Origin of the sequence: Nonomuraea sp. NPDC048881 (genome assembly GCF_040649795.1) — a bacterium.
Classification (GTDB): domain Bacteria; phylum Actinomycetota; class Actinomycetes; order Streptosporangiales; family Streptosporangiaceae; genus Nonomuraea.
This window is the reverse complement of sequence record NZ_JBEZGC010000003.1, coordinates 352,802-378,609: the sequence shown is the minus strand read 5'-3', so window position 1 is coordinate 378,609 and position 25,808 is coordinate 352,802. Positions and strand designations below refer to the sequence as shown.

Here is a 25,808-nt window from a genome sequence, read left to right as displayed (position 1 = left end):
CGTCACAGATCTGCGGCCAGCACCATGGTGCCCGGTCCCCGGGCCGCTCCGGGACCGGGCATCGGCAGCACGGTCTCGGCCGTGGCCTCGCCGCCGCAGTGGGGGCAGGTGACGACGGGCGTGAACTCCCGCCCGCAGGAGTGGACGAGCAGCGCGGGCGGCCCGCCGGGCGGGGTGGACCACCGGTCGCCCCAGGCCATGAGCGTCAGCAGGGCGGGCACGACGTCACGCCCGGCCTCGGTCAGCAGGTATTCGTGGCGCACCGGACGCTCCTGGTAGGGCCGTTTCTCCACGACCCCGGTGGCGACGAGATGGTCGAGCCGGCGGGCCAGCAGGTTGCGCGAGATGCCCAGGTCCTCGGCGAGGTCGTCGAACCTGCGCAGGCCGAGGAACAGGTCGCGCAGGATCAGCGGGGTCCACGGCTCGCCGATGACGCCGACGGCCTGGGCGATGGAGCAGTGCATCTCACCGAACCTGTTCATGCACCCATGATAGTGGGTTGATAATGTGAACCCATGACAGTTCACATTCAGGACTCAGCCGCCGGCGCGTACCGCCGGGCCGGCGAGGCGCACGACGCCCAGGCGCTCAAGGCCACCCTCGCCGACGGCGTGGTGTTCCACTCCCCGCTGAGCTACCGGGCCAGGTTCGAGGGCCTGACACAGGTGGGAGCGCTGTTCGAAGCCGTCTTCGACGTGCTGTCGGACCTGCGCTACCAGAGCGACATCGGCGACGGCCGCACCCGCATGCTCACGGCGACCGCCCGGGTGGGCCGCCAGCCGCTGAACGAGGTGGCCCAGCTCGAACTGGACGACGACGGCCTGGTCCGGGAGATCACCATGTGGATCAGGCCACTGCCGGGACTGACCGCGCTGATGGCCGCCCTGGGCCCGCGCATCGCCAGGGACAAGGGCAAACCGGGCCTTCCGCTGCTGGTGGGGGCAGCCTCCGCGCCGCTGGCCGCGATGACGAGGTTCGGCGACCGGACCCTGGTGCCGCTGCTGACCTGACATCCGGGTTGCGGTCGTCGCTCTGAACAGAGAGCAGTGCTCTTGACACGGGAACACCTGTCACGAGAGCATTGCTCTCACAACAGAGCGACGCCCTCAGCCAGGAGTTACCATGACCTCCCCCCGCCTCACCTCCGCCGCCTTCGCCGTCGGCGGTGTGCTGCTGTTCGTCTACCCGGTGGTGCGGCCGTCCGGCGACGACGCCGTCGCCATGGCCTCGACCGCGTGGGTCACCGGCCATCTGGCCGCGATGCTCGGCTTCGTGCTGCTCGGGCTGGGCACGCTCGGGCTGCACCAGGTGCTCGGCGACCGCCTGTCGCTGCGCGCGGCCGCGGTGACCTGGGCCGGCGCCGGCCTGACACTCCCCTACTACGGGGCCGAGGACTTCGGCCTGCACGTCATCGCGCAACGTTCGCTGCGCGACGGCGCGCCCGCGCTGATGGAACTGGCCGAGCAGTTCCGCTTCGCCCCGACGGCGGTCACCATGTTCGCCGCCGGGCTGGCGCTGCTGGGCGCCGGCACGGTGATGGCGGCCGTGGCCGTGTGGCGTTCGGGGATCCTGCCCAAGGGGGCCGGGACGGCGCTCGCGCTGGGTCTGGCGTTGTTCATCCCGCAGTTCTTCGGCCCGTACCCGGTGCGGATCGCGCACGGTGCGCTCATCATGATCGGCGGGTTGTGGCTGGCGGCGAGCCTGCTCAGAGCCCCGCGGACGACCGCCGCGGCCTGAGGACGAGGGACCGCTGGGAGCGGGCTCGAATACCCGAGGCCCCAAGCGCGATTGGATCACCCCGCGGGTGGGAATCCCATCACGGTACCAAGCGTTAGACACCGTGGGAGACAGACCCCCCACGTATGGGGGCCCTGTAGGAGGCATTTAGACATGGGCGAGCGCGCGCTTCGTGGCACCCGGCTCGGGGCAACCAGCTACGAGAACGACCGTAACACGGATCTGGCCCCACGCCAGGAGGTGTCCTACACCTGTCCTAAGGGCCATCGCTTCGAGGTTCCGCTTGCCGCCGAGGCCGAGATCCCCGCGACCTGGGAGTGCCGCATGTGCGGCGCGACCGCGGTGCGGGTCGACGGTGAGCAGCCGGAGTCGAAGAAGACCAAGCCCCCACGGACTCATTGGGACATGCTGCTGGAACGGCGGTCCATCGAGGATTTGGAAGAGGTGCTCAACGAGAGGCTCGCGGTCTTGCGCGCCCAGCGCCGCAAGAGCGCCTGACCACTTCTCACGGTGAAAACCCCCGGGCGACGCCCGGGGGTTTTGCTGTGCCCGCCCCCGCTACCAGCGCTGACGCGCCTCCTCGGCCCAGCCGGTGAGGCCGTCGAGGTCCACCCACGCGCCGTCGTCGTCCTGGACGCGGCCGGAGAAGTGGCCGAAGCACTGGTGGGTCTCGCTGGCCACCACGCCCAGCTGGGTGCGGGCCACCTTCTCGTGGAACGGCCGGAACTCCACCTCGACCCGCGGGCCGGTGATCCGCCAGGGGCGCAGCCAGTCGCCGCGGTCGTAGGTCCACTCCAGCTCGTCGCCGATCTTGTGCAGCCGGCCGCCGGTGAACAGGGCGTTCTCGGTGACGCCGGTGCCGTCGGTCCACTTGCCGCCGAGCTGGACGGACCGGCCGGGCCCGCTGCCGGCCGCCCAGTTCCAGGTCACCGCGTACGGCCACTTCCCCCGGCCGTGGTCGAGCACCGCGAAGGAGTCGGCGGGGTCGATCGCGAACTCGTCCGGGCCGAGGCGCAGGCGTCCGCGTGCCGGGCGGCCGACGTCCTTGACCGTGTACTGGAACCGGTTCGGGCCCCAGGGGACGACGACGCCGAGCGACTCGTGGCCCTCCGGCAGCGGCACCTCCAGGTCGATCCGCACGCCGGGGGCGGTGGCGCGGATGACGGTGGCGGCCGGGTCCTGCCGGATGTCGATCGCCAGCCCGCCGCCGCGCACGGACACCGTGCCGGCGCCGCTGCGGTCGGGGAAGGAGGCGCCGCGGGCCAGCGGCACGACGACGTCCTTGGCGAACTCCGCGCCGGTGGCCCGGTCGAGCACGTAGACGCCGTGCACCCCGGCGTAGTCCAGCGAGGAGGCCACCAGGCCGATGATGTGGGAGGGGGTGACGACGCCCCAGTACTCCCAGCGCTTGCGCCGTCCCCAGCCGCGCAGGTTGGCCCGGTGCAGCGGCGTGCGGGTCCAGCCGACCGCGGCGGGGTTCAGCCGGCCGCCGGGCAGGCACAGGTCGGCGGGGGCGGTGAGCTCCCGTTCATGGGTGGTCATGGAAGGCGAGCCTCCTCGTGACGGAGCGGATGAGGTCGGCGGGCAGCTTCAGCTCGGCCCGGTCGTAGGTGAGCAGGCCGTTCAGCTCGTCCTCGACGTCGGAGAGCTGGGTGTAGACGGTGGCGCTCAGACCCTGGCGGATGGCCGGGACGATCTGCTCCTCGTGCAGCCGGACGAACGCCGCGCCCAGCTCGTCGGCGGTGCGGTAACGCCGGTAGCCGAACTCCTTCTCGCCCCAGGTGTGGCCCTCGACGGCCAGGCTGTAGCCACCGTACTCGGTCAGGGCCAGGACGCGGCCGTCCGGGCGGGGCGGGCGGAAGCGGCGGAAGTAGACGTGCAGGCTGAGCAGGTCGCCCGCGCCCTGGTCGTGCCAGCCGCTGGCGTGGTCGATCGTGCGGGTGGGGTCCAGGCGGGCCAGCTCGCCGGCGATCCGCGCGGCGTCGAACTGGCCCCAGCCCTCGTTGAACGGCACCCAGACCGCCAGGCCGACCACGTTGCGCAGGTGCTCGACGGTCTCGCGCAGCTCGGCCTCGAACGCGGCCCGCCCGGCGGCGTCGGCCCGTCCGAAGCGGTGGTGGCGGCGGTCGTCCAGGCGCAGCGGCAGCAGCGCGGGGGTGGTGACGACCAGCGGCCGGTAGGTCTCCCCGCCGTTGACCAGGTCCTGCCAGACGAGCATGCCGAGCCGGTCGCAGTGGTGGTACCAGCGCAGCGGCTCGATCTTGATGTGCTTGCGCAGCATGGTGAAGCCGAGCTGCTTCATCATGACGATGTCGTCCACCATGGCCTCGTCCGAGGGCGGCGTGTAGAGGCCGTCGGGCCAGTAGCCCTGGTCGAGGATGCCGGCGTGGAAGTACGGCCGGCCGTTCAGCAGCAGCCGGGGCACGCCGTCGGCGTCGGGGCCGACGGAGAAGGAGCGCATGCCGACGTAGCCGCGGACGCGGTCCTCGCCGAGCGAGACGCTCACGTCGTACAGGAAGGGGTCCTCGGGGCTCCACGGACGCGCGCCGGGCAGCGGGACGCGCACCGGCCGCCCGGCGGGGACGGTGGCGCGGGCCGCCACCCGGCCGCCGGCGAGGATCTCGACCTCGGCCTCGCCACCCGCGGCGTGCACGGTCACCTCGACGCACTCCTCGGCGAGCACGGGCGTCAGCGTGAGCCGTTCCACGTGCCGATCCGGCACGCGCTCGGCCCAGACGGTCTGCCAGATGCCCGACTGGGCGGTGTACCAGATGCCGCCGCGGCGCAGCCGCTGCTTGCCACGCGACTGCCCGCCGGTGTCGCTGTCGTCCTGGACGGCCACGTCGAGGGTGTTGGCGCCCTCGGTCAGCGCGTCGGTGACGTCGAAGGAGAAGGGCAGGTAGCCGCCGCTGTGACCGCCCACCTCGACGTCGTTGACCCACACCCGGCAGGTCTGGTCGACGGCGCCGAAGTGCAGGAGCACCCGCCCGCCCGCGGGCCCGGCGGGCGGCTCGAACGTGCGCCGGTACCACAGGGTCTCCCCCGGCAGCAGCTGCCGGCCGACGCCGGACAGCGGCGCCTCCGGCGAGTACGGCACGAGGATGTCGCCGTCGTACGACGCGGGCCGCGAGCCGTCGTTGATCGCGTACCGCCAGCGGCCGTTGAGGTTGACGTAGCTGTCGCGGACGAGCTGGGGCCGGGGGTACTCCGGCAGCGGGATCGGGTCGCCGGTCACGAGAGCCACACCGCCGTGTCGGCGGGCAGGGCGCCGCCGTCCAGGGGGCCGCTGGCCAGCAGGACGTCGTGGTGCGGGGGCAGCGGCACCGTGTCCGGGCCGAAGTTGACCATGAGCGTGAAGCCGGGCTCGCGGCTGAGGGCCAGCACGCCGGGCGGCGCGTCGAGCCAGGTCAGGTCGCCGTCGCCGAGCGCGGGGTGCTCGCGGCGCAGGGCGATGGCGGCTCGGTGGAGGTTGAGGGTGGAGCCGGGGTCGTCGCGCTGGGCGGCGACGGTGAGGTGCGCCCAGTCGGCCGGCTGGGGCAGCCAGGTGCCGCCCGGCCCGAACCCGTACGGCGCGGACGTGCCCGACCAGGGCAGCGGCACGCGGCAGCCGTCCCTGCCGATGAAGGCGCGGCCGGTGCGCTCGAACATGGGGTCCTGCCGCGCCTGCGCCGGCATGTCGAGGTATTCGGGCAGGCCGAGCTCGTCGCCCTGGTAGAGGTAGGCGGCGCCGGGCAGGGCGAGCAGCAGCAGCATGGCGGCGCGGGCGCGCCTGAGGCCGAGCTCGCGGTCCACGGCGACCTTGCCGAGCAGCACGTCGGCGGTGGGGGCGCGGACGAGGTCCTGGTCGATGCCGAACCTGGTCGCCATCCGCGGCACGTCGTGGTTGCCCAGCACCCAGGGGATCGAGCCGCCCGTCTCGCGGGCCAGCCGGTGGGACTCCTCGATCACCGCGCGGAACTCCCCGGCCGACCACGGCAGGGGCATCAGGCGGAAGTTGAACAGCTGGGCCAGGCCGTCGCCGGTGAGGTAGGGCCGGGCCTGGGCGGGGTCGGCGAACCAGATCTCGGCCACCGTGCCGCGCGGCCCGGGGTAGGCGGCCAGGATCTTGCGCCAGGACCGGTACAGCTCCAGCAGCTCGGGCTGGTGCTCGTACGGCACCGCGGACTGTCCGGGCGCCAGCGGCGCGCCCTGGCTGCCGGGGACGACGTCGGGCAGGCCGTCCTCCTTGAACAGCATGGCGGCGACGTCGATGCGGAACCCGGACACGCCGCGGTCCAGCCAGAACCGCAGCACGTCCTCGAACATGGCGGTGACGCCGGGGTGCCGCCAGTTCCAGTCGGGCTGGGCGGAGTCGAACAGGTGCAGGTACCACTGGCCGTCGGGGGCCTGGGTCCAGGCGGGGCCGCCGAACATGGACTGCCAGTTGTTGGGCTCGTCGCGGAAGACGAACCAGTCGCGCTCGGGGCTGCCGGGGCCGGCCGCCAGCGCCTGCTGGAAGCGCGGGTGGGCGGCGGAGCAGTGGTTGGGCACGATGTCGACGATGACCTTGATGTCCCGGGCGGTGGCCGCGGCCACGTAGGCGTCGAAGTCGGCCAGCGTGCCGTAGCGGGGATCCACGTCGGTGTAGTCGGCGACGTCGTAGCCGCCGTCGGCCAGCGGTGAGGGGTAGAACGGGCTCAGCCAGACGGCGTCCACGCCTAGGTCGGCCAGGTGGTCCAGGCGGGCCAGCGCGCCGGGCAGGTCGCCCTGGCCGTCGCCGTCGGCGTCGGCGAAGCTGCGGGGGTAGATCTGGTAGACGACGGCCTCGCGCCACCAGGCGTCGCCGTCGAAGGCGACGGATCGGTGGGGCACTGCGTTATCGGACGCTTTATCGGACGCTTTATCGGACACTGCGGATTCTCCAGATGAGGCAGGCGCCGAGCGCGGCGAAGGCCGCCGCGACGGCGTACATGAGCGGGTAACCGCCCGCGGAGGTGACCAGGGGCGCGGCGATGACCGGCCCGAACGTGCTGGAGGCGGAGTTGGCCAGGCTGACGATTCCCAGGTCCTTGCCGCGGTCGGCGTCGGCGGGCAGGAGCTGGGTGACCATGGCCTGGTCCACGGCGGCGAACATGCCGTAGCCCGCGCCGAGCAGGACGCTGGCGGCGATGGCGGCGGGCCAGCTGGTCAGGAAGGTCAGCACGAGCCCGGAGGCGGCCATCGTGAGCCCGCCGACGAAGACGGCCGTGCGGCGGTTGCCGAACCGGTCCGACAACCAGCCCGCGACCAGGGTGGGCGCGACGCTGCTCAGCGTGAAGACCGCGACCAGCACCACGACGCCCTGCTCGACGGTGGAGCCGGGGAAGAGCGCCTCGTAGCCGACGCCGTCGCGCAGGTAGTACTGCAGGTAGCCGATCGCCATGGCGAGGGTGAGGGTGATCAGGAAGCGGCTCAGCCAGGCCCAGGCGAAGTCGGGGTGCTTGCGCGGGCTCACCTTGAAGCTGCGCAGCAGCGCGCGCGGCCCGAACGGCGGCAGGTCGGCCGGCGCGCTCTCGGGCTCCTTGGTGAACAGGCTGAACGGCAGCACCAGCAGCAGCACCAGGACGGCCATCGCGACGAACCCGGCCTGCGAGCCGGTCGCCACGACGGTGACCACCACGCCGCCCAGCAGCGGCCCGGTGAGCTGGCCCACGCCCGCCAGCGCCGAGGCCTTGCCGCGCTGGCTGATCGGCACCTGGTCGGGCACGGTGGCGATGGCGGTGGCCAGGGCGGCGGTGAAGGCGAGCTGGGCGACCGCCCAGCCGACGACCAGCCCGGCCAGGGAGTCCTGGCGGGACAGGAAGACCAGGGACGCGGCGCAGACCAGCGCGCCGCCCGCGATCCAGGGGCGGCGCCGGCCCATCCGGGCGCGGGTGCGGTCGGACAGGGCTCCGAACAGCGGGTTGGCCACGATCGTGCAGACGGCGGCGACGGCGAAGACCACCGCCAGCGACGCCTCCTTGTGCTGCGGATCGATGCGCGCCACGTGGGAGGGGAGCAGGATCTGGTTTCCGACGGTCATCGCCATGATGACCCCCATCTGGGCCAGCGCCAGCAGGGACATCCAGCCCGCGGACACCCGTCTGTCAGGCGCGAGGCGCGGTTCGGCCATGCAGGTCCTCCCTGGGGGGAACGTGAGAGGATGTCACGTTAGAACATGACAGGTCGTTATGTTAAGACTTGTTCGTGGAGAACCCCGGCATCCGGCGCCGACCGGTCCAGCGGCGCAGCATCGACAGGGTCGAACGCATCCTCGACGCCTGCGCCCGCCTGCTGGACGAGGTCGGCCTGGACGCCCTGACGATCTCCGACGTCGCCAGGAGCGCCGGCGTGCCCTCCGGCACGATCTACCAGTTCTTCGACGGCAAGCCGGGCATGCTGCGCGAGCTGGCGCTGCGCAACCTGGAGGTGCTGCTGGCCCGGCTGCGGGCCAGGGTCGCCGAGGAGCCGCCGCTGACCTGGCCGCGGGCGGCGGAGCTGGTGCTGGCCGAGACGGTGGAGATGCGCAGGAGCGTGCCGGGCTTCACCGTGGTCGACTTCGCCGACACCCGGCCGGGCGGCCCGTCGTTCCTGCCCGCCGGGCGGGTGCGGGAGAGCGGGGACGTGCTGGCCGAGCGGCTCTACCACTTCGCGCTGGAGGAGGCGGGGCTGCCGGCGCTGCCCGATCCGTACCGGGTGATGCGGCTGGCGATCCAGTCCACGGCGGCGGTGTTGCACCTGACGTTCTCCGCGACGCCGCAGGGCGATCCGGCCATGATCGAGCAAGGACGCAGGCTGCTGCGGGCCTACTTCGTGGACGTGGCCTCAGAAACATTCCGGTAACAAGGATTGACCGTTCAAAACCGGACGAACTACCGTCTTCCACATTCTATAGAAAGCAGAATGCAGGAGGCGGTGCATGGACGCGACGGGACGCGCGGCGATCGTCACCGACGTCGCGGGAGCGGTGGAGGTGCGCGAGTACGGCCTGCCGCAGCCCGGTCCGGGAGAGTTCGTCCTGGAGGTCGAGCTGTGCGGCATGTGCGGCACGGACGCCCACATCTACCGGGGCCGGCTGGCCAGCGTGCGTTTCCCCGCGCTGCTCGGGCACGAGATCGTCGGCCGGCTGGCCGCGCTCGGCGACGGCGTCGCGACCGACCACGCGGGACGGCCGGTGGCCGTCGGCGACCGGGTGGGCGTCTTCCCGTCGCTGAGCTGCGGCCGGTGCTTCGAGTGCCAGGTGCGCCGCAGGCCGGGCAGCTGCCCGGACCGGCGGCCGTCCTACGGGTTCGCCTCCCCCGCCGACCGGCCGCCGTACCTGACCGGCGGCTTCGCCACCCACCTGTACGCCTCGAACGCGGGAACGGTGTTCTACCGGACCGATCTGCCCGCCGAGGTCGCCGTGCTGCAGGAGCCGCTGTCGGTGGCCCTGCACGGTGTGGAACGTTCCGCGATCCGGATCGGCTCCACCGTCGTGGTCCAGGGGGTCGGCGCGATCGGCCTGATGGCCGTGGTCGCCGCCCGCGCCGCCGGGGCGGCCAGGGTGGTCGCCGTCGGCGCCCCGGGCGCCCGGCTGGAACTGGCCGCGCTGCTCGGCGCGGACACCGTCGTCGATCTCGGTGAGGGGCCCTCCGGGCGCCGCCGGGCGGTGTTCGACGCGCTGGGACGCGCCGGCGCCGACGCCGTCATCGGCACCGCGGGCTCGCCCGAGGCGTTCACCGAGGCCCTCGGCCTGGTCGCCGACGGCGGCGTGCTGGCCGAGCTGGGCAACTTCACCGACCGCGGCGCCGTCCCCTTCAACCCCTACAGCGACCTGCTGAAGCGGGACCTCACGATCGCCGGCGTCTACGGCGCCGGCCCCGACATGCAGCGCCGCTACCACCAGGCGCTGACGATCCTGGAACGCGGCGGCAGCCCCTTCGAGCGCGTGGTCAGCCACCGCGTGCCGCTCGGCCGGGTCCGCGAGGCGCTGGAGGCCCTGGGCTCGGGTCACCCGCTGGACGGCCGGGACGTCGTCAAGCTCGCCGTCGACCCCTCCGCCTGAAATCCCCCATTCCCCTCCGGGAGGACACCCGTGTTGAACAACACCCGGCTCGTCACGGCCGCGGCCGTGCTCGCGCTCAGCGTCGCCGCCTGCGGCTCGTCGTCGCAGGAGGTCGCGGCCGACGGCGGCGGCCTCGGCACGGCGCAGGCCCCGGTGTCGATCCGCGTGATCGCCAACGACGCGTTCGCCAAGCAGTGGCAGGACAAGCTCGTGCCGGAGTTCGCCAAGAAGTACCCGAACATCAAGGTCACCGTCGACGGCATCCCCTACAACGACCAGCTGCCCAAGACGATGCTGGAGCTGACCGGCACCACCGCCACCTACGACGTGGTGCTCGCCGACGACCCCTGGCTGCCGCAGCTCGCCAAGACCGGCGCCCTGTACGACCTCAAGGGCCCCGAGCTGGCCAAGTGGAACGACCCCGGCTACGACTGGGCCGACTTCAACCCCTCGCCGCTGGCCGCCGGGGAGTGGGAGGGCAAGCAGTACGCCGTGCCCGTGCGCTCCAACCTGCTGCTGATGTTCTACAACAAGTCGCTGTACAAGAAGGCCGGCGTGGCCGAGCCGACCGCCGAGACCACCTGGGAGCAGTACTTCAAGGACGCACCCAAGCTCGTCCAGGACACCGACGGCGACGGCAAGACCGACTCCTGGGCCGTGGGCACGTACTTCACCAAGGACCCGCTGACCCCCACCGTGTGGCAGACCGTGCTCAACTCCGACGGCGGCAAGATCCTGGACGGCACGAAGGTCGCCTTCGGCGGCCCGGCGGGCGTCAAGGCCCTGCAGACGCAGGTCGACCTGCTCAAGTACGCGCCGCCCGGGGCGAGCACGTACCAGTTCAACGAGCCGCTGGAGGCCTTCCGGCAGGGCAAGACGGCCACCATGTTCATGTGGGGCAGCGTCTACAAGGGCACCGCCGTGGACAAGGAGACCACCACCCTGACCCCCGAGCAGGTGGGCCTCACCACCCTGCCCGCCGGATCGACCTCGCCGGGCGCCCACCGCGGCATCTGGACGGCGGGCATCTCCAAGAAGTCCACGCACCCGGCCGCCGCCTGGACGTGGCTGCAGTGGGTGACCTCCAAGGAAGGCGAGCAGTTCACCGGCAAGGCGTTCGGCACCTTCCCCGCCCGCGACTCCAGCCTCGACGGCACGCCGCCGGCCGAGTGGGCCGGCCCGGTCTACAAGGCGCTCAAGGACGGCTACGAGGTCGTCTCCAAGGGTGAGATGTGGCGGCCCAGGCTGCCCGAGTCCGACGCCGTGCAGCAGATCCTGGCGCTGCAGACCAGCCGGGCCATGTCCGGGCAGGCCACCGCGCAGCAGGCGATCGACCAGGCCGCCAAGGAGATCGGCGACCTGCTGACGGCCAAGGGCTACAACCAGTGAGGCGTGCCCGACTGGGAGAGCCGGGCACGGCCTGGCTCTTCCTGGCCCCCGCCCTGCTGCTGCTGGCGGGCATGCTGCTCTACCCGATCCTCTACACGGCCTGGGTGAGCGTGTCCGACTTCGACCTGGCCTCCTTCCAGCCGTCCGGATGGGTCGGCTGGCGGCACTACGAGGCCGTGCTGCGCGATCCGGGCTTCCTGGACTCGCTCCGGGTCACCGGCGTCTACCTGGTGATCGCGCTGCCGCTGCAGATGGTGCTCGGGTTCGCCATCGCGTTCCTGCTCAACGTCGCCTGGCGGGGCAGGGGCGTGCTGCGCGCCCTGTTCCTCATCCCGATGGTGGTGGCCCCCGTGGTCGCCGGCGGCGTGTGGCGGATGTTGCTCGACCCGCTGTGGGGCGTCGTCAACTACGCCCTCGGCCTGGTCGGCGCCGGGCCCGTCGAGTGGATCGGCGACCCGACGCTGGCCATGGTCAGCCTGATCGTCATCGACACCTGGCGCTGGACGCCGTTCGTGGTGCTCATCGCCTCGGCCGGGATCATGGCCCTGCCCGGCGACGTGTACGAGGCCGCCCGCTCCGACGGCGCCGGCCGCTGGGCGATCCTGCGGCGCATCACGCTGCCGCTGCTGGTGCCGGTGATGGCCGCCGCGTTCGTGGTGCGCTGGCTGGGCGCGGTCAAGATGTTCGACATCGCGCTGGCCGCCACCAGGGGCGGGCCGGGCAACGCGACCAACGTCATCAACCTCTACATCTACGAGAAGGGGTTCCGGAGCCTGGAGTTCGGCTCGGCCTCCTCGATGGCGACGATCGTCCTGGTCCTGACGATGCTGATCACCTTTGTCCTGTTCCGCGTGACCCGGCGTCTGGAGAACCGATGGTGAGACGGTACGCGGCCGTCACCGGGGCCGTCCTGGTGACGCTGGCCTTCCTGTTCCCCGTGCTCTACATGGTCTCGATCTCGTTCAAGCTGCCCAGGGACATCTTCACGGTGCCGCCGCGGTGGCTGAGCGAGTTCACCCTCGACAACTACGTCAGCTACTTCCAGCAGGCGCGCATCCTGCCCCGCATGGTCAACACGGTCATCGTGGCGGCCGGCGCCTCGGCCATCTCCATGGTCGCCGGCTCGATGGCCGGGTACGCGCTGTCGCGGCTGCGGATGCGCGGCGCGGGCGTGGTGGGCGGGCTGATCCTGGCCTCGCGCGCGGTGCCGCCGATCGCGCTGGTGGTGCCGCTGTTCCTGGTGGCCAGGAAGCTCGGGCTGACCGACCAGTACATCACCGTGATCCTGGCGTACGTGACCTTCCTGGTGCCGTACGTGGTGTGGCTGATGCGGGCCTTCTTCCGCGGGCTGCCCAAGGAGCTGGAGGAGGCGGCGATGATCGACGGCTGCTCGCGGTTCGGGGCGTTCTTCCGGATCATCGTGCCGACGAGCCTGACCGGCCTGGTCTCGACGTTGATCTTCTGCATCATCCTGGCCTGGGAGGAGCTGCTGTTCGCGCTGATCCTCACCAACGACCGGGCGGTCACCATCCCCGTCGCCATCGCCGGGATCGCGGCCGACACCGAGAAGGGCGGGATGTGGGGGCCGCTGGCCGCGGTCGGCGTGCTGACCGTGCTGCCCGTCGTGGTCTTCGCGCTGCTGGTGCAGAAGTACCTGATCAAGGGTCTCGCGGACGGCGCGACCAAGGGGTGAGGAGCCGATGAGGATCACAGACGTCCGCGCGCGGGTCATCGAGCTGCCCTATCCCCGGCCGTTCGTGCCGTCGTGGGCCCCGGAGGGCGCGCACCGGGCGATGTCGGCGGTCATCGTCGAGGTCGAGACCGACGAGGGCATCGTCGGGGTGTCCGGCGGCGACATGGGCCACGGCACCGGGCCGATGCTGCTGGAGGCGATCCGCGGCTGGATCCGCCCGCAGCTGGTCGGCCTGGACGCCTTCGACACCACGCACGTCGCCAACCGGCTGCGGTACGTGGCCGAGTACGTCTTCCCCCGGCCGTGGGTCGTCGGCGTCGCCGTGTGGGACGCCGTCGGCAAGGCCTGCGGGCAGCCGCTGTACAAGCTCTGGGGCGGGCACTCGGGAGCTGTCCGCGCGTACGCGAGCTTCGGCGAGCTCCGCGACCCGGCCCAGCGGGCCGAGGACGCCCTGGCCGCCGTCGAACGGGGCTTCCAGGGGATCAAGTTGCGCGTGCACGCGGCCACGATCGCCGAGGACGTGCGGCAGGTCGCCGCCGTGCGCGAGGCGGTCGGCCCCGACGTGGCGATCATGGTGGACGCCAACCAGGCGGCCGCCCGCTGGCGCTACGCCCCCGACGGCACCCGCCTGATCTGGGACTTCGACCGCGCCCTCGCCACCGCCAGGGAACTGGCCGGGCTCGGTGTGGCGTGGCTGGAGGAGCCGCTGCCCCGGCACGACTACCGCGCCCTGTGCGAGCTGACCGCGGCCTCGCCGATCCCGATCGCGGGCTGCGAGCACAACCGGGGCATCGGCCAGCTCGTGCGCATGCTGGAGGATGGTTGCTTCGACATCTTTCAGCCCGACGCGAACGAGAGCGAGGAGATCGGCGCGCTGCGCGACTTCGGCGCCATGGCCGCCGCCCGGCAGCGCAAGGTCATCCCGCACGCCTGGGCCACCGGGCTCGGCGTGGCGGGCAACCTGCAACTTTGCGCCTCGCTGCCGAACTGCGACTGGCTGGAGTACCCCTACGATCCGCCGGTGATCGTCCCGGAGGTGTTCCACGCCATGCTGACCGAACCGCTGCTGCCCGACTCCCGCGGTCTCGTCGCCGTTCCGACGGGGCCCGGAATCGGTGTAGAGCTGGACCACGCGGCGATCGAGCCGCTCACCGTCCAGCGGGTCTGAAGGGCTCCTCAACCATGGCCGAATCGCGTTCCCCCTTCCGCACCAAGGCGGATCTTGCGGCGGAGCACATCAAACATCTGATCATGAGCGGCGAGGCGCCTCCCGGCACCAAGATCACCACCAGGGTGGTGGCCGAGGCCGTGGGCATCAGCGAGACGCCCGTGCGCGAGGCGATCAAACAGCTCTGCTCCGAGGACTGGCTGGTCGAGCGCCCGCACGTCGGCGCCGTGGTCGCCGAGCTCACGGTGGCCAACGTGCGCGAGCTCTACAGCGTCCGGGCCGCGCTCACCGCGCTGGCGCTGGAGCTGGGCGGCGTGCCGCTGGAGGGCGCGCGGCTGGCCGAGGTCGACGCGGTGCTCGCCGAGTGCGAGACCGCCGTCGCCCGCGAGGACGTCGCCGCCTTCGCCCGCCTCAACCGGCGCTTCCACTCCCTGCTGTGCGACACCGAGCACAGCAAGCTCACCCACCGCATGCTGCAGAGCCTGTGGGCCCGCACGGAGACCGCCCAGCGCGGCTTCCGCCTGGTGCCCTGGCGGCTGCCCAAGTCGCACGCCGAGCACATCGCCATCAGGAACGCCCTGGTCGAGGGCGACATCCCGCTGGCGGGCAGGCTGCAGCACGCGCACGAGATGGCCGCCATGAAGGCCCTCATCGAAGGAATTCAGGAGACACATGGCTGACACCCGCAAGGCTCTCATCGGAGCCGCATGGCAGGAGGCCGACCAGACCTTCACCGTCCGCTCCCCCGCCACCGGCGAGCCGCTGGCGCAGGTCGCCGACTGCGGCCCCGAGCTGGCCACGCGGGCGGTCGACGCGGCCGCGGCGGCGCTGCCCGGCTGGCGGGCCATGCCCGCCCACGAGCGCGCCGGTCTCATGCGGGCCGCCGCCGGCGAGCTGACCGCGCGGGCGGACCGGATCGCCGCGATCATGACGGCCGAGCAGGGCAAGCCGCTCGCCGAGGCGACCGGCGAGGTGCTCTCGGGCGCCGACCACCTGTTGTGGGCCGCCGAGGAGACCCGCCGCCTGTACGGCGAGACCGTGCCCGGCGCGCACGAGGGCAACCGCATCTGGCTGCTGCCCGAGCCGGTCGGCGTGGTCGCGGGCATCACGCCGTGGAACTTCCCGGTCTCGATGATCACCCGCAAGCTCGGCCCGGCGCTGGCCGCGGGCTGCACGGTCGTGCTCAAACCGGCCGAGCAGACCCCGCTGTCAGCGATCGCGGTGGCCGAGGCGTTCGTCGCGGCCGGGCTGCCGCCGGGCGTGTTCAACCTGGTCACCACGTCCCGGCCGGCCGGGTTCGGCCAGGCGGTGATGACCGACCCGCGGGTGCGCAAGGTGTCCTTCACCGGCTCCACCGAGGTCGGCCGCGAACTGATCAGGCAGAGCGCCCACGACGTCAAGCGGCTCAGCGTCGAGCTGGGCGGGCACGCGCCCGTGCTGGTCTTCCCCGACGCCGACCCGGTCGCCGCCGCCCGCGCGGTGGCCCGCAGCAAGTTCCTCAACGCCGGGCAGGCCTGCACCTCGCCCAACCGGATCTTCGTCCATTCCTCGCTGGCCGCCGCCTTCACCGACGAGCTGGTGCGCCAGGCGCGGGCGGCCGAGCTGGGCCCGCTCATCGACGAGGCGGCCGTGGCCAAGGTGAGCAGGCACGTCGAGGACGCCGTCGCGAAGGGCGCGGCCGTCCTGACCGGCGGGCGGCGTCCGGAGGGGGCGGGCACGTACTACCCGGCGACCGTGCTGGGCGGGGTGAGCGAGGACATGCTGGTCTGCCGCGAGGAGACGTTCGGGCCGGTCGCGCCGGTGCTGGAGTTCGACGACTGCGACAAGGTCGTCGAACGCGCCAACGCCACCCCGTACGGGCTGACCGCCTACGTGTGGACCAACGACCTGACCAGGACCCTGCGCGTGGCCGAGGAGCTGCAGTTCGGCATGGTCACCGTGAACGGCGGCCCGCTGGCGCCGCCGCAGGCGCCGTTCGGCGGGATCAAGAGCAGCGGCTACGGGCGCGAGGGCGGCCACCACGGGGTGGCCGACTACCTGGAGTACAAGTACCTCAGCGTGGGGCTGGGACGATGACGGAGAGCACGATGAAGACGAGCCCGCGCGCGGTCGCCGAGCGCGAGATCACCCGCCGGGTCGACCTGTGCCTGCCCGACGGGCGGCTCAACCCGGCCGCGGTCGGCTGGAGCCGCACCCCGCTGCACCGCGCCAACATCCGCGGCTGGGGCCGCACCATGCGCTGGGACTACTGGTGCGTCACCAGCCCCGGCCACGTGTTCGCCTTCAGCGCCAGCAGCCTCGACTACCTGGCCGGCGAGTCGGCGTTCTTCCTCGACCGGCGCACCGGCGAGCAGGTCTCCAGCCGGGGCCTGCTCGTCCCGGCCAGGGGCGTGGCCTTCTCCGAGCGCGGCGGCGAGGGCAGCGTGCGCATCGGCGCCGGCCCGGTCCGCATCAGCGTCGACGAGACCGCCGACGGCACCCGGCTGCGGCTGAAGTCGGCCGAGATCGCCGCCGACGTGCTGGTGCGCCGGGTGCCGGGCCGCGAGAGCCTGTCGGTCGTGGTGCCCTGGGGCCCGCGCCGCTTCCAGTACACGGTCAAGGACGTCGGGCGGCCCGCCGAGGGCACCGTGCGCGTGGGCGGCCTGACCTACGAGTTCGACCCCGCCGACGCCCTGGCCACGCTCGACCTCGGGCGCGGGCGCTGGCCCGGCGACATCCGCTGGAACTGGGGCGCGGCCGCCGGACGGCCCGGCGGCCGCGACGTCGCCCTGCAGATCGGCGGCAAGTGGACCGACGGCACCGGCAGCGTGGAGAACGCCCTGATCCTCGACGGCCGCCTGCACAAGATCAGCGAAGAGCTGGTCTGGCGGTACGACACCACCGACTGGCGGGCGCCCTGGCGCATCGAGGGCGAGCGCGTGGACCTGGAGTTCGTCCCCGAGCACGTGCGCGAGGCCGACGTGCGGCGCGCGTTCTACATGCGCAGCCAGGAGGCCCAGGCGTTCGGCCACTACCGCGGCACGGTCGTCGCCGACGACGGCGAGCGCGTCACGATCGACGGCCTGTACGGCTGGGCCGAGGAGGTCTACCGGCGCTGGTAACGCCGTCAGGCGTCGCGGTCGTCGTGGATGACCTCGCCGCGGATGACCTCGCCGTGCACGACCTTGCCGCCCTGAGAGGCCCGGTCCACGCCGGGCGCCGACGGGAACATGTTCGCGTACGGCGAGGCCGCCGCCACCCGCTTGACCCGCCGGTCGAAGAACGACGACGCCAGCCGCCGCATCAGCGGCCGGGTGAAGGGCAGCACGAAGACGAAGCCGACGACGTCGGTGAAGAAGCCCGGGATCATCAGCAGGGCGCCGCCGGCCAGCACCAGGCCACCGTCGGCCAGCTCCCGGTCGGGCACCCGGCCCTCCGACAGCGCCGCCTGCAGACGCCGCCAGACCCGGCGGCCCTCACGGCGCACCAGCCAGGCGCCCAGCAGGCTGCCCGCGACGAGCAGGCCGACGGTCGGCCATCCGCCGATCATCGATCCGACCTGGATCAGCAGCCAGACCTCCAGCACCGGGACGCCCAGCAGGGCCAGCAACAGCAGCAGCCGCATCGTTTCCTCGATTCCGCGCACACGTACATCAGGAACAACGTCCGGCGGGCCGCGCGCGTTCCTGGACGCGGATCCTCGGGCGCCCGTCAGCCGCCGGTCAGCCGCGGGTGCGGCGCAGGCGGCGGGGCAGGCCGGTGACGCCCCACATGCCGATGCGCCACAGCGCCTCGGACATGACCTTGCCGTTCATCTTGCTCTTGCCGACCGTGCGCTCGACGAACGTGATCGGCACCTCCACCACCCGCAGCCCGTGCCTGGACGTGCGGAGCGTGAGGTCGACCTGGAAGCAGTAGCCCTGCGACTCGACCCCGGCCAGGCCCACCTTCTCCAGCGTGGCGGCCCGGTAGGCGCGGAAACCGGCGGTGGCGTCGCGCACCGGCAGGCCGAGCATCACCCGGGTGTAGATGTTGGCGCCCTTGGACAGCAGCTCGCGCCGGTGGGGCCAGTTGACCACCTTGCCGCCGGGCACGTAGCGGGAGCCGATCGCCAGGTCGGCGCCGTCGGCCAGCGCCTGCAGCAGCTTGGGCAGCTCCTCGGGCTGGTGGGAGCCGTCGGCGTCCATCTCGACCAGCACGTCGTAGCCCTCGCCCAGGCCCCAGCGGAACCCGGCGATGTAGGCCGCGCCGAGCCCCTGCTTGCCCGGCCGGTGCAGCACGTGGACGTGCTCGTCGGCCTCGGCCAGGGCGTCGGCGACCTCGCCGGTGCCGTCGGGGCTGTTGTCGTCGGCCACCAGCACGTGGGCGTCCGGCACGGCGGCGCGCACCCGCTCGACGATCGCGGGCAGGTTGTCGCGCTCGTTGTAGGTCGGGACGACGACGAGCACCCGGCCGACAGTCTCCATCATGAGCCGTTTTCCATTCGGTCGCCTCGCCTGCCGCGCCGTGCGGCGACTCCCACAGCCACCGCTCCCATCAACATCAATGCCCATTCAGGAAGCTCGCCCACCTTTGTGGCGATCGTTTCCTGGGTGCGTACGGGCACCTTGACCACGTTCATGTCAGGGACAAGTTCACGGGTCTGCCAGGAGACCTTACCGTCAGGCGTGACATATGCGGAGATCCCGGTCGTGGCGGCCGTGACGACGGCCCTGTTGTGCTCGACGGCCCGCAGCTTGGACATCGCGAGCTGCTGCGGGGGCAGGTTGGACAGCGCGTAGCTGGCGTTGTTGGTCTGCACCACCAGCGGGGTGCCGCCGGCGCGCACGGTGCCGCGCACGGTGTCGTCGTAGGCCACCTCGTAGCAGTTGACCGCGCCGATGGTGACCGGGCCGAGCTTCAGGTCGCCCGGCTCGGTGCCCGCGACCGACTGGCGGCCGACCAGGTTGGCCCGCTCCCACAGGGCCAGCACGATCTCCTTGAACGGCGTGTACTCCCCGAACGGCACCAGGTGCTGCTTGTCGTAGTAGGCGCCGGGACCGCTCACCGGGTCCCACACCAGGCTGCGCGTGGCGCGGTGCTCGTCGCCGATGGCCACGACTGCGCCGACCAGGGTGGGGACGCCGACGTACTTGACCGACTCGTCGATGACCTGGCGGGCGAAGGCGCTGGTGTAGGGGTCGATGTCGGTGGAGTTCTCGGGCAGGACGACGATGTCGGGCTTGGGCAGGGCCCCGGCGCGCACGGCGTCGGCCAGCCGTTTGGTCTCCTCGGCGTGGTTGCGCAGGACGACGGCCGGCTCGTCGCCGAGCGGGTGCATGCCGCGCCCCGGGACGTTGCCCTGCACGATGCCGACGTTGATCGAGCGGCCCTCGTCGCCCGGCCTCGGGATGGCCAGCGTGAGCAGCGGCACGGCCAGCGCCGCGGCCACCGGGACGGCCCTGCGCACCGCTTTGTTCACGGCCTTGCCCGCGGCCTTGTCTGCGGCCTTGTCCGCAGCTGTGTCCGCGGCCTTGCCCGCGGTGGCGGCGGGCCGCACCAGGACGGCGTGGGCCAGCAGGGCGCCGCACAGCGTGACGGCGAAGGACACCAGCGGCGCACCGCCCAGCGCGGCGTAGGAGGTGAACAGCGACTCGCCCTGGCTGAAGGCCACTCGCGCCCACGGGAAGCCGCCGACGGGCACCAGGCCGCGGGCCCACTCCATCGTCACCCACAGCGCGCCGAACCACAGCGGCCACAGCCGCAGCCGGAACACCAGGGCCGCCAGGGCGGCCATGACGGCGTAGAACACGCTTTCGGTGGCCACCAGCATGACCCAGACGTCGTCGCCGATCGTGCGCACCCAGGCAAGGGCCGGGAACAGGAACACGGCGGCGCCCAGATAACCCAGCCACGCGGCGCGCCGGGGACGGGCGCGGTAGAGGCCGGCGACGATCAGCCCGATGCCGACCGGCGCGCACAGCCACCAGTCGAGCGGCGGGAAGGCGGTGTAGAGCAGCAGCCCGCCGGCGACCATGGCCGCGACCCGCGCGGCGAGCACCCACCGGCCCTCGCCCTTGACGCGAACGCCGTCGCCCTCACCCGAAGAAGAGGCGGAGTCGGTGTCGGCAGGGGTGTCGGCGGTGTCGGGGGCGTCCGCCTCGGGAGCCGGTTCGCGCCCGGGGACGGGCGGAACGCTCGTCTTGTCCTGAACCACGCCGGGTCTCCTCGCAAAATCGCACGCCTGCTTGCGAAAACGCTACCGCCCCGGGGCCGCGCTCAAGCCAGCGACGCACGCGGAGATCGAAACCGGCCGCTCACAGGCGGCCGGCTGGGTGATCCCGTTGGGACGGGATCACCCGGCGCGATCCGCGATCCTGCGCACGAGAGCGGGAAGAGGGCCCGGAAACCCTTCGGACCGGACCCGTCTCGTCGGCGGCGAGCGCGGAATTCCGTTGTCTACTGGGCTCCCGGACCCGTCCCGGGTCCAACCCCCCAACCGGTTGGGGTGCCCCGACTCGACGGACCGACGGCCCTGCACCTGGCTGTGTGGACGAAGTCACGCTCCGTCACGGACGCAGGATCCGGCGATGTCAGAGACGGCCAACCGGCCAAGTCCCGTGCTGGACTGCGCAGCAAACTACCGACTCCACCTCAGATGTCAACCGTGTCCCGATCAGCGGGAACATCAAGTTTCCGCAGGTGGGACATGTTCGGCCTGCCGTCGTAAAGCGGGTCAAAGCCCATTTGCCGACGTCGGGGACCTGCCCGGCAGGCCCGACAGCGCCTGCGACAACGGCCCTTCGTGGACGACGCCCAGCCGTTGCGTGGCACGCGTCAGAGCAACATACAGGTCGCTCGGCCCGCGTGGCGACTGGGCGGCGATGAGGTCCGGCTCGGCCACGATCACCGAGTCGAACTCCAGGCCCTTGGCGTCGGCCACGCCCATCACCGCCAGGGGCGCGTCGAGGGCGGCGGCCCCGGCGGCCCGTCCGGCGCCGGGCGTGACCACCGCGGCGCCCTCCACCGCCGCGACCAGCCGCGCGCCGAGCGTGTCCAGCAGCGCGTCGGGCACCACCACGGCGACCTTGCCGCCCTCCCCGACCTCGGACCTGGCCAGCTCGGGCAGCGCGGGCAGCGGCGCCGACCAGGGCCGCGCGCCGAGCTCGCGCACGGACGTCGGCGCCTCCAGGGCCGGGTCGATGGTGGCCAGCACCCGCGCGGCCACCTCCATGAGCTCCACGGGCGTGCGGTAGTTGACCGTCAGCCGCTCCTGACGCCAGCGCCCGGCCACGTACGGGTCCAGCACCTGCGCCCACGAGCGCGCCCCCGCCGCCGAGCCGGTCTGGGCGATGTCGCCGACGATCGTCATCGACCGCGTCGGGCAGCGCCGCATGACCGCCCGCCAGGCCATCGGCGACAGCTCCTGCGCCTCGTCCACGATCACGTGCCCGTAGGCCCAGGTGCGGTCGGCGGCGGCGCGTTCGGCGGTGGTGAGGTAGGGGCCGTCGCCGCGCTGGCGCTCGGCCAGCCGCTCGGCCTCCATGACGTCGGACAGGCCGGTCAGCTCCAGCACCTCGCGCGCGTAGGCCAGCTCGGCCTCGCGCTGGTGCTCCTCGGCCTGGCGGGCCGCGGCCAGCTCCTCCTCGGCCTGCATCGCCGAGGCGCGCAGCACGTGCTCGTCGATGTCGCCCAGCAGTTCGGCGGCCTCGTCCAGCAGCGGCACGTCGGCGTCGGTCCACTCGGCCGAGTCGCGGCGCAGCAACGCCCTCTCCGCGGGGCTGAGGACGCCCCCCGCCGCGTCGAGCCGCTCGGGCGACCCGTACAGGCCGAGCAGCAGCCGCTGGGGCGTCAGGTACGGCCACAGCCGGTTGAGCGCCGCCTTGACCACCGGCTCGGTCCGCAGCTCCTCGCGCAGGTCGGCCAGCTCGTCGTCGTCGATGAGCCCCTTGCCGATCTTGCGGGCCTGCTGCCGGGCCAGCGCGTTCAGCAGCGACCTGACGAACACCGCGCGCGCCTGGTTGTGCGGGCGGCGCGAGCGCACGGCCTTGTTCTTGGCCGCGTCGAGCATGGCGCGGTCGACGGTGAGCGTCAGCCGGCCCATCGTCAGCTCGATGGGCTTGCGCGGCACCTTCTGCCGCTCGCGCACCGCGCGCTCGATCACCTGGGCCATCCGCGCGTCGCCCTTGACCGCAGCCACCTCCGGACGGTCGCGCCGGGTGGCGGTCACGCCCGGGTACAGCTCGCCCACGGTGGACAGCAGCACGTCGGTCTCGCCGAGCGAGGGCAGGACCTGCTCGATGTAGCGCAGGAAGGTGAGGTTGGGGCCGAGGATGAGCACGCCGCGGCGCTCCAGGCGCTCCCGGTGGGTGTAGAGCAGGTAGGCGGCCCGGTGCAGGGCCACGACGGTCTTGCCCGTGCCGGGGCCGCCCTGCACGACCAGGACGCCGTTGAGGTCGCTGCGGATGACGCGGTCCTGCTCGGCCTGGATGGTGGCGACGATGTCGCGCATGCGGCCGGTGCGGCGCTCGTCGAGGGCGGCCAGCAGCGCGGCCTCGCCGTTGAGGGTGGCGCGGTCGTCGTCGGTGAGCGCGTCGAGGTCGAGCAGGTCGTCGTCGACGCCGACGACGCTGCGTTCCCTGGTCTGCAGGTGGCGGCGCCTGGTCACGCCCATGGGCGCGGCGGGGGTGGCGCGGTAGAACGGCTGCGCGACGGGCGCGCGCCAGTCGATGAGCAGGCGTCGTTGCTCGTCGTCGGTGAGGCCGAGCTTGCCGATGTAGAGCCGGCCCTCCTCGACGTGGTCGAGCCGGCCGAAAACCAGGCCGCGCTCCACCGCCCAGAGCCGGGCCAGCCGCCCGGCGTACATGTCGGCGAAGGAGTCGCGCTCGGATCTGTTCTGCATCGTGCCGACGGCGCCCGTGGCCAGCACCTCCTTGAGCCGGCGCTGGGTGCGCTCGCGCAGCTCGTCGAGGCGGTCGTACAGACCGGTGACGTAGGACTGCTCCTTGGCGAGCTCCGTTTGACGAGTTGCCGCCTGACCATTATTGTGGTTAATGGGACACTCCGGGCCATTCTGCTTGTTGTTGCGACAAACGATGACATTAGCACGCCTGTCGAGGCACTCCCATCTTCCCTTCCCCCTTCCGGGTCACGGCTTGGTTTCGCCCTCTTGACCAGTATGGGAGAACTCCCTATGTTCACGAGTTAGGAAAGTTTCCTAACTTCGTCGAAGGAGTCCTCCTGATGAGCGGTCCGGTTCCGGGAACGCCCAGCCTGCTGCGCGCGATCAACGACCGCGCGGCCCTGCGGGCGCTCCTTGAGCGCGGGTCGCTGACCCGCCCGGAGCTGGGCGCCCTGACGGGCCTGTCCAAGCCCACCGCCTCCCAGCTGCTGTCGCGCCTTCAGGACGCCGGGCTGGTGGTCCTGGACGGCATCAGGGAGGGCCTGCCGGGCCGTACCGCCGAGGTCTACCGGATCAACCCGGCGGCGGCCTACGTGGGCGCCCTCGACGTCACCCCCGACCGCATCGAGGCCCGCGTCGCCGACATCACCGGCACGGTCGTGGGCTCGTACACGCTGCCCACGCCCCGGCGGCCGGGCGGTGAGCTGGTCGACCGGCTGGGCGCGGCGCTGGCCGGCGCGAACCCGCCGGACAAGCTGCGCCGGGTCGTGATCGGCGTGCAGGCGGCGATCGACCCGGCCACCGGCCGGCTCGGCTACGCCGCCGCCAAGGACGTGCCCGGCTGGCAGATCGACGACCTCGTGCCCACCCTCAGCGCGGGTCTCGGCACGGCCGTGGACGTGGAGAACAACGTCAACCTCGTCGCCCTGGCCGAGCAGGCGCACGGCGCGGCGCGCGGGCACTCCGACTTCGTGCTGCTATGGGCCGACGAGGGCATCGGCTCGGCCATCGTGCTCGGCGGGCGCATGCACAGGGGCGCGACCGGCGGCGCGGGCGAGGTCGGGTACATGCCGACCCCGGGCGCGCCGACGGCCCGCGAGGCCGGCCGCTACGCCAACCACGGCTACCAGGCGCTCACCGGCGGCCCGGCCGTGCTGCGGCTGCTGCGCTCCTACGGCGTGCACGGCACCGACTTCCGCCAGGCCATCGCCAAGGCGGTACGCGTGTCGGAGGGCTCGGGGCAGAAGGCCGACGACGCCAGGGCGGGGCTGCGCGACATCGCCGCCCGCCTGGCGGTGGGCCTGGCGGCCATCACCTCCGTCATCGACCCCGGCCTGATCGTGCTGACCGGCGGCGTCGTGCTGTCGGGCGGCGAGCCGCTGCGCGAGCTGGTCGAGCACGAGCTGCACGCGCTCACCATCCCCCGCCCCGTCGTGCGGCTGTCGCACGTGGAGGGCAACCCGGTGCTGGCCGGCGCGCTCGACCTGGCCCTGGACACCGTACGCGACGAGGTCTTCAGCTCGACCGTCCCTTCGTGAGCCATTTTTCCCTTTCATGATCCCCCAGCGGCAGGAGGCACCCCCCGTGCGCTTCGTCCCCCTGGCGGCCGTCGCGATCCTCGCGCTCGCCGCCTGCACCGCCGGCAGGGAGGCCGGGCCCTCGCTCGGCTCCCAGCCCAGACCCTCGGGCTCGGCCTCCGCGGCCCTCCCGGCGGCCACCATCCAGCTCTGGCACGGATTCTCCACCGACGCCGAGGTCAAGGCGTTCGAGGAGGCCATCGCCGGGTTCCACGCCAAGTTCCCGCAGATCACCGTCAAGGCCACCAAGGGCGTCCAGGACGACCAGATCACGCAGGCCATCCGGGGCGGCAACGCGCCGGACGTGGCGGCCTCGTTCACGACGGACAACGTCGCCCAATGGTGCAGGTCGGGATCGTTCCAGGACCTCACCCCGGTCATCAAGCAGGACGGCATCGACCTGTCGGTGCTGCCCGAGGTGGCACGTTCCTACACCGGCTTCGGCGGCCGGCAGTGCACGCTGCCGCTGCTGGCCGACGCGTACGGCCTCTACTACAACAAGGCCCTGATGAAGGGCAACCAGCCGCCCAAGACGCTGACCGAGCTGGCCGAGCTGGCCAAGAAGCTGACCGTCCGGGACGCGAACGGCGACATCAAGGTGGCCGGGTTCGTCCCCAGCACGCAGTACTACGAGAACAGCCCCAGCCACCTGGCCCCCATGGTCGGCGCCACCTGGTACAACGCCGACGGCACCTCGGCCATCGGCACCGACCCGGCGTGGAAGGCCCTGCTGCGCTGGCAGAAGGACCTCATCGACTGGTACGGCTACGACAAGCTGGAGAAGTTCCGCAAGAGCCTGGGCGACGAGTGGAGCGCCGACCACCCGTTCTACAAGGGCAAGATCGCGATGGTCCTGGACGGCGAATGGCGCAACGCCATGATCGCCAATGACGCCAAGAAGCTCGACTACGCCACCGCTCCCCTGCCGGTCGCCGACGACAAGCCCGACCTGTACGGCAGCGGCTTCACCGCCGGCACCGTCATCGGCGTCCCCAAGGGCGCCAAGAACCCGCAGCAGGCCTGGGAGCTGGTCAAGTACCTGACCACCGACACCAGCTCGCTGGTGACGCTCTCCAACGCCCTGCGCAACGTGCCCACGACCAAGGCCGCGATGGAATCGCCCGACCTGGCCAAGGACGAGAACTTCGCCACCTTCCTCGACGTCTTCTCCCATCCCAAGACCTCGACGCTGCCGCCGAGCGTCAACAGCGTGTTCAACCAGGAGGCGCTGGCGACCTTCGTCGTCAAGTGGGAGAAGGGCGCGGTCACCGACCTCGACGCCGGGCTCAAGGGCGTGGACAAGCAGATCGACGACAAGCTGAAACTGTCCGGGGGCTGATCGG

At 72.2% G+C, this 25,808-nt stretch carries 23 protein-coding genes; 14 read left to right on the top strand and 9 right to left on the bottom strand.

The features are described from left to right. Positions 1-2 precede the first annotated feature (2 nt). Entirely contained in the window at positions 3-482 is a 480-nt protein-coding gene (locus AB0C33_RS12610) for a helix-turn-helix domain-containing protein (protein ID WP_352350760.1), read from the bottom strand. A gap of 33 nt (positions 483-515) precedes the next feature. Between AB0C33_RS12610 and AB0C33_RS12605 the strand changes: the two genes are divergently transcribed. The 3 genes from AB0C33_RS12605 (at position 516) to AB0C33_RS12595 (ending at position 2,235) form a co-directional block, all read left to right on the top strand. Then, entirely contained in the window at positions 516-1,010 is a 495-nt protein-coding gene (locus AB0C33_RS12605) for a nuclear transport factor 2 family protein (RefSeq protein ID WP_358286600.1), read from the top strand. 112 nt (positions 1,011-1,122) lie between these two features. Beyond that, a complete protein-coding gene (locus AB0C33_RS12600; protein WP_358286598.1) occupies positions 1,123-1,737 on the top strand; it encodes a hypothetical protein in 615 nt (204 codons plus the stop codon). A gap of 153 nt (positions 1,738-1,890) precedes the next feature. Beyond that, complete coding sequence (locus tag AB0C33_RS12595) at positions 1,891-2,235, top strand: RNA polymerase-binding protein RbpA (RefSeq protein ID WP_043625492.1); 345 nt, start codon at positions 1,891-1,893, stop codon at positions 2,233-2,235. 60 nt (positions 2,236-2,295) lie between these two features. Here the strand turns inward: AB0C33_RS12595 and AB0C33_RS12590 are convergent, their stop codons facing one another. The 4 genes from AB0C33_RS12590 to AB0C33_RS12575 are packed head-to-tail and all read right to left on the bottom strand — an operon-like array spanning position 2,296 to position 7,867. Then, complete coding sequence (locus AB0C33_RS12590; protein ID WP_358286596.1) at positions 2,296-3,279, bottom strand: DUF2804 domain-containing protein; 984 nt, start codon at positions 3,277-3,279, stop codon at positions 2,296-2,298. After that, positions 3,266-4,972: a sugar-binding domain-containing protein gene (locus tag AB0C33_RS12585; RefSeq protein WP_358286594.1), complete on the bottom strand. Its 1,707-nt coding sequence runs from the start codon at positions 4,970-4,972 to the stop codon at positions 3,266-3,268. Before AB0C33_RS12585 ends, AB0C33_RS12590 begins: the two co-directional genes overlap by 14 nt. After that, positions 4,969-6,588 (bottom strand): alpha-amylase family glycosyl hydrolase, encoded by a 1,620-nt coding sequence (locus AB0C33_RS12580; protein ID WP_358286592.1) that lies wholly within the window; start codon positions 6,586-6,588, stop codon positions 4,969-4,971. Before AB0C33_RS12580 ends, AB0C33_RS12585 begins: the two co-directional genes overlap by 4 nt. A 28-nt stretch (positions 6,589-6,616) precedes the next feature. After that, entirely contained in the window at positions 6,617-7,867 is a 1,251-nt protein-coding gene (locus AB0C33_RS12575; protein ID WP_358286590.1) for an MFS transporter, read from the bottom strand. A 74-nt stretch (positions 7,868-7,941) separates the two neighbouring features. Here AB0C33_RS12575 and AB0C33_RS12570 point away from each other — a divergent pair, with 74 nt between their 5' ends. The 9 genes from AB0C33_RS12570 (at position 7,942) to AB0C33_RS12530 (ending at position 17,129) form a co-directional block, all read left to right on the top strand. Then, entirely contained in the window at positions 7,942-8,577 is a 636-nt protein-coding gene (locus AB0C33_RS12570) for a TetR/AcrR family transcriptional regulator (protein WP_358287560.1), read from the top strand. A gap of 76 nt (positions 8,578-8,653) precedes the next feature. Continuing rightward, positions 8,654-9,778: an alcohol dehydrogenase catalytic domain-containing protein gene (locus AB0C33_RS12565; protein WP_358286588.1), complete on the top strand. Its 1,125-nt coding sequence runs from the start codon at positions 8,654-8,656 to the stop codon at positions 9,776-9,778. Positions 9,779-9,808: 30 nt separating this feature from the next. Then, positions 9,809-11,167, top strand: a complete 1,359-nt coding sequence (locus tag AB0C33_RS12560; RefSeq protein ID WP_358286586.1) for a sugar ABC transporter substrate-binding protein — start codon at positions 9,809-9,811, stop codon at positions 11,165-11,167. Next, positions 11,164-12,048 carry a sugar ABC transporter permease gene (locus tag AB0C33_RS12555; RefSeq protein ID WP_358286584.1) on the top strand — a complete coding sequence of 295 codons (885 nt, stop codon included), beginning with the start codon at positions 11,164-11,166 and terminating at the stop codon, positions 12,046-12,048. The genes AB0C33_RS12560 and AB0C33_RS12555 overlap by 4 nt, the downstream gene beginning before the upstream one ends. Beyond that, positions 12,042-12,860: a carbohydrate ABC transporter permease gene (locus tag AB0C33_RS12550; protein WP_352324937.1), complete on the top strand. Its 819-nt coding sequence runs from the start codon at positions 12,042-12,044 to the stop codon at positions 12,858-12,860. Before AB0C33_RS12555 ends, AB0C33_RS12550 begins: the two co-directional genes overlap by 7 nt. A gap of 7 nt (positions 12,861-12,867) precedes the next feature. Then, entirely contained in the window at positions 12,868-14,028 is a 1,161-nt protein-coding gene (locus tag AB0C33_RS12545; RefSeq protein WP_358286582.1) for a mandelate racemase/muconate lactonizing enzyme family protein, read from the top strand. Between the two features lie 14 nt (positions 14,029-14,042). Further along, positions 14,043-14,708 carry a GntR family transcriptional regulator gene (locus AB0C33_RS12540; protein ID WP_358286581.1) on the top strand — a complete coding sequence of 222 codons (666 nt, stop codon included), beginning with the start codon at positions 14,043-14,045 and terminating at the stop codon, positions 14,706-14,708. Then, entirely contained in the window at positions 14,701-16,104 is a 1,404-nt protein-coding gene (locus AB0C33_RS12535) for an NAD-dependent succinate-semialdehyde dehydrogenase (RefSeq protein ID WP_358286580.1), read from the top strand. Before AB0C33_RS12540 ends, AB0C33_RS12535 begins: the two co-directional genes overlap by 8 nt. 11 nt (positions 16,105-16,115) lie before the next feature. Further along, the gene (locus tag AB0C33_RS12530) at positions 16,116-17,129 is read left to right on the top strand and encodes a DUF2804 domain-containing protein (protein ID WP_358286578.1); all 1,014 of its coding nucleotides are present in this window, start codon (positions 16,116-16,118) and stop codon (positions 17,127-17,129) included. 5 nt (positions 17,130-17,134) lie between these two features. On the opposite strand, the gene AB0C33_RS12525 is transcribed toward AB0C33_RS12530, so the two are convergent. The 4 genes from AB0C33_RS12525 to AB0C33_RS12510 form a co-directional block, all read right to left on the bottom strand. Beyond that, entirely contained in the window at positions 17,135-17,632 is a 498-nt protein-coding gene (locus AB0C33_RS12525) for an FxsA family protein (protein WP_358286576.1), read from the bottom strand. A 97-nt stretch (positions 17,633-17,729) separates the two neighbouring features. Continuing rightward, positions 17,730-18,476 (bottom strand): polyprenol monophosphomannose synthase, encoded by a 747-nt coding sequence (locus AB0C33_RS12520; protein ID WP_358286574.1) that lies wholly within the window; start codon positions 18,474-18,476, stop codon positions 17,730-17,732. Further along, positions 18,473-20,203 (bottom strand): apolipoprotein N-acyltransferase, encoded by a 1,731-nt coding sequence (lnt, locus tag AB0C33_RS12515; RefSeq protein WP_358286572.1) that lies wholly within the window; start codon positions 20,201-20,203, stop codon positions 18,473-18,475. Before lnt ends, AB0C33_RS12520 begins: the two co-directional genes overlap by 4 nt. 519 nt (positions 20,204-20,722) lie before the next feature. Beyond that, positions 20,723-22,915, bottom strand: coding sequence for an ATP-binding domain-containing protein (locus tag AB0C33_RS12510; protein ID WP_358286570.1), 2,193 nt, complete (start codon positions 22,913-22,915; stop codon positions 20,723-20,725). Between the two features lie 314 nt (positions 22,916-23,229). Here AB0C33_RS12510 and AB0C33_RS12505 point away from each other — a divergent pair, with 314 nt between their 5' ends. Both AB0C33_RS12505 and AB0C33_RS12500 read left to right on the top strand, forming a co-directional pair. Continuing rightward, positions 23,230-24,426, top strand: coding sequence for an ROK family transcriptional regulator (locus AB0C33_RS12505; RefSeq protein WP_358286568.1), 1,197 nt, complete (start codon positions 23,230-23,232; stop codon positions 24,424-24,426). Positions 24,427-24,472: 46 nt separating this feature from the next. After that, entirely contained in the window at positions 24,473-25,804 is a 1,332-nt protein-coding gene (locus AB0C33_RS12500) for an ABC transporter substrate-binding protein (RefSeq protein WP_358286566.1), read from the top strand. Positions 25,805-25,808: the final 4 nt, after the last annotated feature.